The 12,674-nt window shown below is 58.7% G+C and carries 12 protein-coding genes; 9 read left to right on the top strand and 3 right to left on the bottom strand.

Features of this window, described 5'->3' with window-relative positions:
* Nucleotides 1-24: 24 nt before the first annotated feature.
* Both E5161_RS13230 and E5161_RS13225 read left to right on the top strand, forming a co-directional pair.
* A complete protein-coding gene (locus E5161_RS13230; protein ID WP_136778294.1) occupies nt 25-261 on the top strand; it encodes a ferredoxin in 237 nt (78 codons plus the stop codon).
* A 421-nt stretch (nt 262-682) separates the two neighbouring features.
* Nucleotides 683-2,011 carry a L,D-transpeptidase gene (locus E5161_RS13225; RefSeq protein WP_425456529.1) on the top strand — a complete coding sequence of 443 codons (1,329 nt, stop codon included), beginning with the start codon at nt 683-685 and terminating at the stop codon, nt 2,009-2,011.
* Here the strand turns inward: E5161_RS13225 and E5161_RS20805 are convergent.
* Nucleotides 2,008-2,151 (bottom strand): hypothetical protein, encoded by a 144-nt coding sequence (locus E5161_RS20805; protein ID WP_169306690.1) that lies wholly within the window; start codon nt 2,149-2,151, stop codon nt 2,008-2,010. The genes E5161_RS13225 and E5161_RS20805 overlap by 4 nt on opposite strands.
* A gap of 167 nt (nt 2,152-2,318) precedes the next feature.
* On the opposite strand from E5161_RS20805, the gene E5161_RS13220 reads away from it, so the two are divergent.
* The 5 genes from E5161_RS13220 to E5161_RS13200 are packed head-to-tail and all read left to right on the top strand — an operon-like array spanning nt 2,319 to nt 7,390.
* Nucleotides 2,319-3,428, top strand: a complete 1,110-nt coding sequence (locus E5161_RS13220) for a quinone-dependent dihydroorotate dehydrogenase (RefSeq protein WP_136778292.1) — start codon at nt 2,319-2,321, stop codon at nt 3,426-3,428.
* 19 nt (nt 3,429-3,447) lie between these two features.
* Nucleotides 3,448-4,257, top strand: a complete 810-nt coding sequence (gene yjbM / locus E5161_RS13215) for a GTP diphosphokinase (protein WP_136778291.1) — start codon at nt 3,448-3,450, stop codon at nt 4,255-4,257.
* Complete coding sequence (locus tag E5161_RS13210) at nt 4,254-5,729, top strand: RsmB/NOP family class I SAM-dependent RNA methyltransferase (RefSeq protein ID WP_136778290.1); 1,476 nt, start codon at nt 4,254-4,256, stop codon at nt 5,727-5,729. Before yjbM ends, E5161_RS13210 begins: the two co-directional genes overlap by 4 nt.
* A gap of 21 nt (nt 5,730-5,750) precedes the next feature.
* Nucleotides 5,751-6,578 (top strand): pseudouridine synthase, encoded by an 828-nt coding sequence (locus E5161_RS13205; protein ID WP_136778289.1) that lies wholly within the window; start codon nt 5,751-5,753, stop codon nt 6,576-6,578.
* On the top strand, nt 6,575-7,390 hold the full coding sequence (locus E5161_RS13200; RefSeq protein WP_136778288.1) for a Cof-type HAD-IIB family hydrolase: 816 nt from the start codon (nt 6,575-6,577) through the stop codon (nt 7,388-7,390). The genes E5161_RS13205 and E5161_RS13200 overlap by 4 nt, the downstream gene beginning before the upstream one ends.
* Here E5161_RS13200 and E5161_RS13195 read toward each other — a convergent pair.
* Together E5161_RS13195 and E5161_RS13190 are read right to left on the bottom strand one after the other, a co-directional pair.
* Nucleotides 7,383-8,753: an RsmB/NOP family class I SAM-dependent RNA methyltransferase gene (locus tag E5161_RS13195; RefSeq protein WP_136778287.1), complete on the bottom strand. Its 1,371-nt coding sequence runs from the start codon at nt 8,751-8,753 to the stop codon at nt 7,383-7,385. The two genes, E5161_RS13200 and E5161_RS13195, sit on opposite strands and share 8 nt — an antisense overlap.
* A gap of 88 nt (nt 8,754-8,841) precedes the next feature.
* Nucleotides 8,842-10,047 (bottom strand): GGDEF domain-containing protein, encoded by a 1,206-nt coding sequence (locus E5161_RS13190; protein ID WP_136778286.1) that lies wholly within the window; start codon nt 10,045-10,047, stop codon nt 8,842-8,844.
* 109 nt (nt 10,048-10,156) lie between these two features.
* Between E5161_RS13190 and E5161_RS13185 the strand changes: the two genes are divergently transcribed.
* Together E5161_RS13185 and E5161_RS13180 are read left to right on the top strand one after the other, a co-directional pair.
* Complete coding sequence (locus tag E5161_RS13185; RefSeq protein WP_136778285.1) at nt 10,157-11,320, top strand: glycosyltransferase family 4 protein; 1,164 nt, start codon at nt 10,157-10,159, stop codon at nt 11,318-11,320.
* A gap of 17 nt (nt 11,321-11,337) precedes the next feature.
* The gene (locus E5161_RS13180; protein ID WP_136778284.1) at nt 11,338-12,627 is read left to right on the top strand and encodes a metallophosphoesterase family protein; all 1,290 of its coding nucleotides are present in this window, start codon (nt 11,338-11,340) and stop codon (nt 12,625-12,627) included.
* Nucleotides 12,628-12,674 lie beyond the last annotated feature (47 nt).

The raw sequence follows: 12,674 nt of genomic DNA, 5'->3' as shown, positions 1-12,674 counted from the left end.
AACCGAATTCTAGGAGGGTAACCCATGGCCAAGTTTACTTGGGTAGAGAAAGACACTTGTATTGCTTGTGGCGCTTGCGGCGCCACGGCTCCTGACATTTACGATTACGACGATGAAGGCCTCGCCGAAGTGATTTACTCGGGCGACGGCAACCACGGCAACACCGAGATTCCGGAAGATTTGTACGACGATTTGCAAGACGCGGCTGACGGCTGCCCGACGGACTCGATCAAAGTGGCCGACGCTCCGTTTAACAAGTAATCATAGTACCAAGGGAAGAGCCCTTTCGCAGGTCGACAGACCCGCGAGAGGGTTTTTTTAATTTCAAGGCTCGTTCAAAACATCGTTTACAGGTGGTCTATTGTGTAAATTTGCATCGAATTTTGGTGACAGAATCGCTCCATTTGTTAGATAATGGGGAGGTAAAACTTGCCAATGACAAACGGAGGCCGCTGGTGCCTCGAACCCGCAAACGTCAAAGTTCCGGTGAAAGCGGGCAATGTGAATATAACGATCGATAAAGTGCTCCAATGCTGATCGTAATGCCCGCGAGGCGGGAGGTGAACGCGTGAGTGAGGAATTGAGGCTGCAGCAGCGGCTCAAAGAATTTTACGACCGCGTGCCGGATATCGAGGATGCGCTTCCGTTTAAAGATTACTTGCTTAAGCATGAAGACAGCCGCATGGCCTGGTATTTGCTCGGCAAGCAGTATGAGGCGAAGGGACAAGACGCCAAGGCCAACTATTGTTTCGCGCAAGCCGGGGAAATTTACGAAGCTTTCGAATCGAAGTCTGTGCCTGCAGCGGCAGCAGCAGCAGGCTCTTTTTCGACGTGGAGCCAACCCCGGAGGCGCCGCCGGGGACGGCCATCCATCGCGGCCGCAGTGCTGCTCGCCGCTGCGGTGCTGTTGCCGGGCTTAAAGGCGGCGGCGCCGGGCTATCCGATAGACGATGAAGGGCGGCCATCGGCGATGAACGGGCAGCAAGAGCGTACGGACGCTTTGCGCAACGACACAGCGGAGGTTGGTATGATTGCAGCTGCGGCGGATCCCGGCAAGGACGGCCGCACGGCGCTGGGAGAGCTGTTGACGCAGAAAGTGGCGCGGACACCGCTCGTCTTGGTGAAGGCGGTATCGCTCGGTGAGTGGAATGACTGGCTGCGGAGCGGGAAACCGCTGGCCGCCGTGTCGCCGGGTTCCGCTCCCGGAACTGCGGTGGTCAGCTGGTACGACCCTGCCTGGTGCGGCTGCGAACCGGGCGACGCCGGGAAGCTTAACGAATTGGTGCGCAACTGGAAGCCGGTGCAGGAAGAGAAGCTGGTGCTCGTCAGCGCCATCGTCCGGTATCGTGCAAAATTCGGGAAAATGCCGGCCACGCCTGAAGCGCTGGCTGGCAGCTATCCCTCGAATCATATGGCAGGCTGGACGAAACCGATGACGGAGTGGTTTGCCGAGTTGACGAAGCCTGAGGCCGGTACCGGCGAAGAAGGTTTGCGGGGGCAGTCGATCTGGCCTTTCGGTTCGGGCAGCGGCCGCACGGTTCCTTCGGGCGCATGGCGTTCGTTGACGGAACGGCCTCTGGAAATCGTGGTGGACACGGTTCACCATCGTCTGGCGGTGGTCAGCGGCCGGGTGCTTCTGCGTAATTACGAAGTCGGCTTGGGAGGAACGCGGACGCCCTTGGGCACGTTTGAGATTACCGAGAAGGTGAGGAATCCGAACGGGAAATCGGACGGACCTTTCGGCAGCCGCGGCATGACGTTATCCGACACCCGATACGCGATACACGGAACGGATGATCCGGAAAGCATCAACAAAGACGAATCCCAGGGATGCATCCGGATGAAGAAAGAGGATTTGGAGGAACTATACGATCTCGTTCCGACAGGGACGAAGGTGACGATAGCAAAAGGGGGACTGCCCGGTGCCGTGCGCGTCCCTCCGGAACGATTCCGGCTGCCGAACGCGAGCGACGAGACAAACCCCCGCAAAACGTATGACTGGTTGACTTAGACGTTCAGAACGAGCAACACTCCGACCGCGATCACGATGACCGCCAAAATCGATCCGATCCAAATCAGCGCTTTTTTGTTCACCTGCTGTTGCTGCTTTGTTTTGGAGGTGATCGGCGGTTTTTTCTTGGCAGTGCTCATGTGAACCAACCTTTCTATAAACGAATGATGCCTGCTTGTCCTCATTGTAACCGTTTCCTGTACGGAGCGCCAGATATCAGGCTCGATCCGCGTTCGCAAACCGGGTTTTTCGCTCTTTTCTTTTGTCGGTGAAAAGGCTAAACTGTTACCCGGAAGTGTAAGAAAGGATGTTGAACTCTTTGATCTATCGGTTGGCTAAATCGCTGCTTTTCCGCATGGATCCGGAGGCCGCCCACCGTCTCATCGTCGATGGCATGGGAAGCGCCGCACGGATACCCGGCGTCAAGAGGACGCTGTCCGCCGTCTGGGGGGTGCGCAAAACGCCTGATCTGGCGGTAGATTTGTTCGGCCTTCATTTTGCTCATCCGATCGGCTTGGCCGCGGGCTTGGACAAGAACGCCAAGGCGGTGGCGGGATTTTCCCGCATCGGCTTGTCCTTTCTGGAAGTAGGCACCGTCACCCCGGTCGGCCAACCCGGCAATGAACGCCCCCGCCTGTTCCGGCTTCCGGCCGACGAGTCGCTCATCAACCGAATGGGCTTTAACAACGAAGGCGCGGCAGCGATGGCCGAAAGGCTCAGGCGGCTTGGCCGGCGAACGGTGCCGTTGGCCGTCAATATCGGTAAAAACAAAATGACGCCCAATGAAAACGCCGCGAATGATTATCGCCGCTGTTTGCAGCTGCTTTATCCCTACGGGGACTTTTTTGTGGTTAACATCAGTTCGCCCAATACCCCCGATTTGCGGGCACTGCAGCATGGAGACGAATTGAATCGGCTGCTCGCCGAAGTGAAAGAAGAAATGGAGACGCAAGCGGAACGGCACGGCGGACTCGTCAAGCCGATTCTGGTCAAAATCGCGCCGGACAATACGGAAGAGCAGCTTCGCTACATGGCCGATGCCATCGTCCGGAGCGGCATGTCGGGCATCATCGCGACCAATACGACCGTGGGGCGGGACGGTCTGACCGATCCCAACGCGCGGGAAACCGGCGGGTTGAGCGGTAAGCCGCTTGCGAAGCGTTCGACGGAAGTGATTCGGTCGCTATATGCGATGACGCAAGGCAAGCTGCCGATAATCGGTTCCGGCGGAATCTTCAGCGCGGACGACGCATACGAGAAAATCCGCGCGGGCGCGAGCCTGGTGGAAGTGTATACGGCGCTCATCTATAAGGGACCGGGACTATTGAAGGTAATGCATAAAGGTCTTCGGGAAAGACTGAAAAAAGACGGGTTCTCCAGAATTTCGGAGGCGGTAGGCGCGGATCACCGGGATTGAGCAGGTCAGGAGGTAGGTCATGGACGGACGGGATTGGGGCAAGTTTTTGCTGCCTTATCAACAGGCGGTGGAAGAGCTGAAGGTGAAGTTCAAATCGCTCCGCAGGGAACTGAAAGCGCGGGACGAGTATGCGCCGATCGAATTCGTGACCGGCAGGGTGAAGCGGATTTCCAGCATCTTGGACAAGGCGCGCAGGCTCTCAGTTCCGCACGATCGCATCGACACGGGCATTGAAGATATCGCTGGCATCCGCATCATGTGCCAGTTCGTGGACGATATTCACCGAGTGGCCGAAATGATCCGTCAGCGCAAAGATATGACGCTCGTATACGAGAAAGACTACATCACCCATTTCAAAGACAGCGGATACCGGAGCTACCATCTTATCGTGGAATATCCGGTCCAGACGTCGATCGGCTCCAAGCCTGTGCTGGCGGAAATCCAGATTCGGACGCTGGCGATGAACTTCTGGGCGACGATCGAGCATTCGCTGAACTACAAATATAAAGAGCAGCTGCCGGAGCATGTGCGGGAGCGGCTGCGCAAAGCCGCCGAAGCGGCGTATCAATTGGATACGGAAATGTCCAGCATCCGCAAAGAGATTGTCGACGCGCAGCAAGATTTCGAGGAAAGCGCCGGGGTGGTGCGCAACGTGCTCAATGCGATCCAAGAGCTTTATTTTTACCGCAAAATTCGGGAAGCCGCGCAGTTTCAGCTCCGGTTCAACGAGTTGTGGGAGCGGGAAGACATTTGGGGGCTTAAGGAGCTGTGGCTGGAGATTCAGGCGGCCATTAACCGTGCGGGAAAGATTGAGGACATACAGCCATGAAACTGCCGGAAGGATTCGTTTCGGCGATGCGGGATTTGCTGCAAGAAGAAGCGGAATCCTTCTTTGCCTCTTACGACAAGCCCAAGACATCCGGTCTGCGGGCCAACGGACTGAAGCTGAGCGGCGAAGAGCTGGCCGCCATATCCGAATATGCGAGGACCGCCGTTCCATGGGCGGAAGGCGCTTTTTACACGGAAGAAGATGACCGCCCGGGCAAGCATCCGCATTATCACCTGGGCGTCTATTACATACAAGAGCCGAGCGCCATGCTGCCGGCGGAGCTGCTGGGCGTAGAGCCGGGCCATCGCGTATTGGATCTGTGCGCGGCGCCGGGAGGAAAGTCGACGCAGCTGGCCGCCAAGCTTCAAGGGAAAGGCGTACTGGTGACCAACGACAATGCGTCGGAACGGACCAAAGCGTTGGCGAAAAACGTGGAGCTGGCCGGAGTCCGCAATACCGTAGTGCTGAATGAGGAGCCTGCAGCGATCGCGGATCATTTTGGTGCGTGGTTCGACCGCGTGCTGGTGGACGCGCCTTGCTCCGGCGAGGGCATGTTCCGGAAAGACGAGGACATGCTCCGCCAATACGAACGGCTTTCGGCAGACGGATATGCCGCGATGCAGCAGGACATTCTCCAGGAAGCGGCTCGGTTGGTCGCGCCGGGCGGAAGACTCGTCTATTCCACTTGCACGTTTAATGCGCGGGAGAATGAAGGGACGATTGCGAAGTTTATTGCCGCTTTCCCGGAGTTCGAGGTGGTTGCGCCGGCCTTTCCGGAGAGCTGGGGCTTCGCGCCGGGACGGCCGGATTGGCTGATCGAGGACGAAAAGCGCGGGTTATCGGAGGAGCGGGCCGCTTCGCTTGCCGGAGCCGTCAGGCTTTGGCCGCATCGAGTCCGGGGAGAAGGGCACTTTGCCGTATTGCTGGAACGCCGACGCAGTGATTCAGATGCTGGAGCTCCTCAGCAAGTTCAGCAGATGCGAGGTCTGGAAGCGGGAGAACGGAAAAGCCGCAAGGCAGCCCATAACAGGGTTCAAATAAGCGAAGCCGATGTGCTGGACAAGTTCGAACAATTTCGTGCGGACCAGCTGCCTCATTGGCATCCGCCGGGAAAACTGCTGGTTAGAGGAACCATGTTGTACGCACAACCTGAACCGTTACCGATGTTGGACGGACTCCATGTGATCCGGCCGGGCTGGCTTCTCGGTACGGCGACCAAACACCGGTTTGAGCCTTCACAGGCGCTCGCCATGGGGCTCGCATGCGGACAAGCCGTTCGCCTCCTGCAGCTGGCATCCGATTCTTCAGACAGTCTGCGGTATTTGAAAGGAGAAACGCTTCAGCCGCAGTCCGGTGCACCGGAAGGCAAAGGATGGACGCTTGTCTGTATGGGCGGATTCCCCGCCGGATGGGGACGATGGGACGGCACGACGCTCAAAAACGAGCGGCTGCCCGGCTGGCGCTGGGTGTAGCAAGCATAGAAAGGACCAATGATGAAGAAAACGATGCGTTTGGATAAAATGCTCGGCAATCTCGGATACGGAACGCGCAGCGGAATCAAGCAGCTTGTCCGGCAAGGGGCGGTCACCGTGAACGGGCAGCCGGTGAAGGATCCGGGCATCCAGATCGATCCCGCTGTAGATACGGTCGCCTTCGACGGAGAGACGATTCGTTACCGGGATACCGTGTATGTGCTGCTGCACAAGCCCGCCGGCGTCGTGTCGGCGACGGAAGATTTGCGGGATCGGACGGTGCTGGATTTGCTCGATCCGGAGATCGCCGTGTTTTCGCCTTTTCCTGTCGGCAGGCTGGATAAAGATACGGAAGGCCTTCTGCTGCTGACGAACGACGGCAAGCTGGCCCACGATCTGCTTTCCCCGCGCAAACACGTGCCCAAAACGTACCGGGCGCTCGTGGCCGGGGAAGTCGGCGATCGGGAGGCGGAAGCTTTCCGCCAGGGCGTCACCCTCGACGACGGCTATGTGACGCTGCCGGCCGCGCTCACCGTCCTGGCTGCGGCGAGTGCGGCGGAAGCTCCGGCTCACCCGGAGATCGCCGAGCCGTTTCGGCGGGTTCCCGCCGGGCGGATGTCCGAGGCGGCTGCCGGCACGGTGTGCTGGATTGAATTGACGATTCATGAAGGAAAATTTCATCAGGTGAAGCGCATGTTTGAAGCCGTGGGACGTCAGGTGGTTTACTTGCGACGGGTGTCGATGGGACCGCTGCAGCTCGATCCGGCTCTTGCCCCCGGCGAGTGGCGTGAGCTCACGGACGAGGAAACGGAAAGCCTGCGAAAATACCGGAAGGATGGAACAAATTGACTTTTCGTCTGATTGCATTAGATGTCGACGGTACGCTGCTCGACGATGACCATCAGCTGACACCGCGGGTCAGGGAGGCTGTGCGCGCGGCCGCCAGCAATGGGGCCGAAATCGTGCTGTGTACGGGGCGCGGCTCCACGAGCGCATTGCCCGTGCTCGAGGAACTCGGGCTGCCGGGAACGATGATTACCCATAACGGAGCTTCAATCGTCGACAGCGCCACCCGCACCGTCTTGTACGAGACGGAAATTGCTCACGAACCGGCGGCTCGTTACGTGGATTACTTGCAGGCCCGAAATATCCATTTTGACATCAATACCGCTTTTGATTTATACGTCCATGAGTTGGACGAGTTCACGACGGAGATGTACCGAAAATGGTTTGCTCGTCCCATTTTGCGCCGTCCCGAGGAAGGGCTGCCGGAAAAGACGGTCAAGCTGTCCATGTATGCGCCCAAAGAAGTGCTCGATCAGGTGGAGCTTGACTGGGCGGAGTGGGTGGACGGACTGCACTACGTCCGCAGCGGAGTCAACTTTATCGACGTGCAGCACCCTCAGTCGACCAAAGGCAAGGCGTTGGAGAAGCTGACGGGTTTGCGGGGAATTCCGCGCGAGCAGGTGCTGGCGATCGGGAACTATTACAACGACATCGGGATGCTGGTGTTTGCGGGGCACGGGGTGGCGATGGAGAACTCGCCCGCCGAGGTGAAAGCCGAAGCGGACGAGGTGACGCTGTCCAACAACGAAGACGGTGTCGCAGTGGTATTGGAACGTCTGGTCTCGTATAAGCATCCGAAATATATTTCTATTTAGACAGCAGCCGCAGGCCTTTGGGCAGGCGGTTTTTTTGCTGTCCGTCGCTGGCTTTGAACCAGCCCAACGGATAACCGTCGACGGTCGTCAGTCCCCAGCCTTTGGTTCCCGGAGCGGCAGGCAGCGTTTCTCCGCGCAAATAGGCGGCGATTTCCGCAGAGTCGGCGGGATAATCGGCAGTGACGGCGGCATCGTGCGCAGCGACGGCCATCGCCAAGGCGTGGGCGGGCTCGAAGCGGCCTTTGCGAATGTCGCCCAAATGCAGGCCGGGTCGAGGTATCTTGAGCCCTCTTAGCGTTTCCGGAGCGGCGGGCGAGCCTGCCGGTGCGGGCAGCCAATACAGCGCCTCGCCGAACAGCAGCGGCGAACCCGGTTCGGGCAGCCGGAAGCCCGGGAGCGATTCTTCGGCAAACTTGCGAAACGTTTGGACAGCCGCTTCTTCCAGTTTGGGAGCGGAGGAACCTTTTCGTGATTTCGAAGCTGCCTTGGCGCTGCGATCAGCTGAACCGGCCGAAGCTTCTCTCTGCAGCAAAGCGGCATAGTGCCCTTCGCCTTGGCCGAGATGCGGCCACATCCGCTCCTCCCGCACGAGGCGGAATTCCGGGTGACGGGACAGGAAATCGGCGATCGTCTCCTCGTTTTCCACCGTGTTGAACGTGCAGGTGGAATACACCAGCGTGCCGCCCGGTTTCAGCATCCGCGCCGCGTGAGGCAAAATATCGCGCTGACGGACGGCACAGGCGTTCACGGATTCCGGCGACCATTCGCGGACCGCGTCCGGGTCTTTGCGGAACATGCCCTCGCCGGAGCAGGGCGCGTCAAGCAAAATCCGGTCGAACCGCTCCGGAAACCGCGCCGACAGCTCCTGAGGAGAAGCCTGGGTGACCATCGTGTTGGAGATGCCGAGCCGCTCGACGTTTTCGGATAATATTTTGGCGCGGGACGGGTGAATTTCGTTGGCGATCAGTAGTCCCCGGCCTTTCATTCGGCCGGCGATTTGCGTCGTTTTGCCGCCGGGGGCGGCAGCCAGGTCGAGCACGATTTCACCGGGCTGCGGATTGAGCAGCTCGGCGGCGATCATCGCCGAAGGCTCTTGCATGTAATAAAGCCCTGCGGCATGATAAGGATGCCTGCCGGGTCGGGAAGATTCTTCATAAAAATAACCGTCCGCGCACCACGGGACGGGATGAAGGCCGAACATTTCGGTCATGCGGCGGGCTGCAGGGTCCGCAGCCCTTACTTTTAACGGGTTCAGGCGCAGACCGAACGCTCGAGGCTCTTCGTAGCTTTTAAAAAAGGCTTCCGATTCATCGCCGAGCAAACGGGACATGTTGTATATGTAAGATGTCGGTAATGTCGGCATGCTGCAGGTCTTCTCCTTCGGGCCGGCGAGGCGCCGGTATGCGTTTGCGTCTCTCTGAGTATATATGACCGTCCGGCATGGAACCAAATCAGTGAGCTCCCGACCGGCCTCGGCGGGCGGGCGGTCCAAACGGAATTTCTCCGGCGTCGGGCAGCTCCGCATAATCCGTCACCCGGTTTTTGCCCGTCGTTTTACTTTGATACATGGCCTGGTCCGCACGTTTCAACAGCGCTTCCGCTCCAAGACCGATGCCGGGCATTGCCACACACAGGCCGATGCTTAACGTGACCAAGGTTTCTTTCTCCGTTCTCGCCCGGATCGATTCCGCCGTTTGCATGCCGGCAAGCGCAGGCCCTGCCACGAAAGCGACCAATTCTTCGCCGCCGTATCGGCCGGCAAGACCGGAGCCTTGCGTCTCCTCCTGAATAATGCCGGCAACCTGCTTCAGCACGCCGTCCGCCCGATGATGGCCGTGGGTATCGTTCAGCCTTTTGAAATTGTCGATATCGCAGAAGATGACGCCTACCGGTTTGCCGGATCGCAGCGCGCGCTCCAGTTGTCCGACAAAATAACGGCGGTTGTACAAGTTGGTCAACCCGTCGGTAATCGAGGAGCGGTAGGCGGAGGTGAGGAGCTCGACGACCCGCTCGAACAGCAGCATGAATATGAGCACATAGTAGACGACCTGCATTAATTCGGCGGCGATCTCGAAATTCCAGCCGGAAGTTCCGTATTTGTTCGCGAACACGAACAGCTGGGAGAGGAATGCTGCCAAGAGTCCGGCCATATATTTGCGGCGTTGGCCGATATGCGGACCGAACATCAGGGCGAACAAAAGCGGCAGAACGAGCATATACCCGTCCAGAACAGGGGTATGCCGCATCCGTTCCGCCAAACCGGCGTCAGCGGCTGAAGCACCCGGCAAAGCGCCGCCCGCGGCGATCAGAAAGGCTGCGAGCAGCAAGCCGAAAAACCACAGACGCGTTCGGGGTCGTCGGCGGTAATACAGCTCGAAAACCGCGAAGTTCATCACAATGAACGCGGACACCTGCAGCAGTTTGCCGATGAACGCGAGAACGGACGCCCCCGGCAGCAAGCCGATGGAAAGCGTCAATTGCAAGAAATGGTGGATGAAGATGAAAGCGAGAGAAATAAGCAGGTTACGGTAAGCCCGCTTGCGGTTGCCGGCGTAGAGACGCACGGACATGAACAGCATGAGGCCGAGCACAACAACAGAGATCGAGGAAGAAAACAACAGGCCGGCGTTATATCCGGAAACGGCGAAAGAAGGCATGACGGCTCCTTTGGGTCGCGAATTCTACCTTTCTTTACAGAAACATATGTTCTAATATATCATATTTTCCAAAGACCGAGAAGGTCGGCAAGCAGAGGAGGAATCGCCCTTGAACATTTTGCAGGCGCTGTTTTTTCCACCGGAACAGCCAGGCGGCGTCTCTTCCATGGTGCCTTACATCAGGGAACGTTTCCGCAAAATCGGCTGGGAAATGGAACTGTTTTCGCTGCCGAAGCGCATCCGCAATAAAGGCTCCGACGAAGTGGTTTTCTCGACGTTCGATTGGACGGCCTATGCCGGCAACCCCATCGTCGACAAATACATACAGACGTTCAAAGATTATATTTGGTGGACGAAGCTTCGGCTTTCCTCGCAGAAATTCGATCTCATCCATGCTCATCATCCGATCGCCGCTCTCGCGATGAAACGGATTTTTCCCGACACGCCGCTGCTCATGACCGTGCACTCCAGCTACGAGAGAGAGCTCATTTTGAACGGAAAAATTGTGGAAGGGTCGCCGGAGCACCGCTTTCTGACTTCGCTTTACGGAGAGCTGGAGCTTCATACGGATTTGCTCATGACCGTTTCCAATTCGTTCGCTTCTTACGTGTCCTCTTATATGCGCAATACGGACCGCATCCAAGTGATCCCGAACGGATACGACGAGAAAAGATTCAAGCCGATCGCCCACGATAACGCAGTCGCCCAGCTCGTCACCGTTTGCCGGCTCGTGCCGGCCAAAGGGCTGGATTTGCTGCTGAAGGCTTGCGCGGAGCTTCGCAAGCGGAACCGGCCTTTCGTGCTGCATATTATCGGAGACGGACCGATCCGCAAAGAGCTCGAGACGATGGCGCAGCAGCTGGGCATTTATGACGATACGATTTTTTACGGTTACATGCTCCACCCGGAGGAGCTGATGCCGTTTTTCGACGTGTTCGTCTTGCCTTCCCGGGCGGAAGCGTTCGGTTCGGTGTTTGCGGAGGCGGCGCTTTGTTTGCTGGCGCTCGTCGGCACGAACGTGGGCGGGATTTCGGAGCAGATCGATCATGGCGTAAACGGGTTGCTGGTGCAGCCGGAAAATCCGGTTGCGCTGGCCGACGCCCTGGAGACGGTGATTGCCGATCCGCATTTCCGTTATGAGATGGCGCGCGCGGCGATGAACAAAGCGAAGAAAACGTACTCGCTGAACCGGGTGATCGGGGAGTTGAAACGGATTTACATTTCGTACGGTCCGGCAAGCGCGGCGGAATCGCCGGAACCGGGCGGGAATTGATACGGGGGACGACGGAGATGGGAGTTCCTTTTACGTTTGTGCATGCAGCCGACCTTCATCTGGACAGTCCGTTCAAAGGGCTGACGAAAGTGCCGGAGGCCGTGAGACAGCGGCTTAGGGAGTCAACTTTCGAGGCGCTTCGGCGATTGGGGAATGTGGTTAAGCAGGAAGGTGCCGATTTCGTCGTGCTCGCCGGCGATTTGTATGATGCCGCGGATCGCTCTCTGCGCGCGCAACTAAGGCTGCAACGGATGCTGGCCGATTGGACGGCGGAAGGCATCGGCGTTTTTGTCGTGCACGGGAACCACGATCCCGAGAGCGGGCGTCAGGCGAAGCTGGATTGGCCGGCCGGCGTGCACGTGTTCGGATCGGCGGGTTCGGCGGCGGAATGTGTTCCGGCCTATCGGAGAAGCGGGGAGTTGGCCGCGCATGTGTACGGGATATCTTATCCGACAGCGGCGGTAACGGATAATTTGGCGATGCGATATAGGAAGCAGGAGGGGGCACCGTTTCATTTGGCGCTGCTGCATGCCAATGTGGACGGCGACCCCGCACACGACAATTACGCGCCGTGCCGGTTGGCTGAACTCGCGGCGGCCGGGTTCGATTATTGGGCGCTCGGACACGTGCACGACAGGCGTGTGCTGCATGAGTATCCGCACGTCGTCTACCCGGGCAATATCCAGGGACGCAGCGTACGCGAGACGGGCGAGAAGGGCGTCTATGTCGTGCGGGTCTCGGAGGCCGGTGAAGTGCGGTTGGATTTTCGCGGCACTTCGGATGTGCTGTGGATGGAGAAAGGCGTGTCCATCGAAGGCGCGGAGCGGGAGCAGCAATTGAAGGACCGCTTGCTGGAGGCGGCGGAGGAGGCGCGCCATTCGGCCGGCGGGCGGCCGGTCGTGATTCGTCTGCGCCTGGAAGGCCGAGGCGTGCTGCATGATGCGCTGCTTGCGGATTCGGCGGCCGAGCAATGGCTGGACGAGCTGCGGGAGTGGCTGGGATCGCCGGAGGAGCGGGACGATTGGGTATGGCCCGAATCGCTGTCCGTGCGAACGGCCGGTGCTGCAAATTTGCGCGGCTTGGCGGCGGAGGAAGGCTTCCTTGGGGAATTTGTGCGGCGAGGGATACGGGCGTCAGAGGATCCGGCATTAGGCCGTGAGCTGACGGATGAGGCGCTGGACGTATTCCGCAGTCAGCCCAAAATTCGCGAATGGCTCTCCTCGCGCAGCGATGAGGATCGCGCGGAGCTGATCCGGCGCGCGATGGAGCTCACGGCATCAATGCTGCGGGACGAGGACGCGGGGTAAGGGCGCGGCGGTCGGCGATGTCCACTACTTACGAAGGAGGGAATTTG

This window comes from Cohnella pontilimi (genome assembly GCF_005049045.1).
Lineage (GTDB): Bacteria > Bacillota > Bacilli > Paenibacillales > Paenibacillaceae > Cohnella > Cohnella pontilimi.
This window is presented reverse-complemented; position numbering and strand designations above follow the sequence as displayed.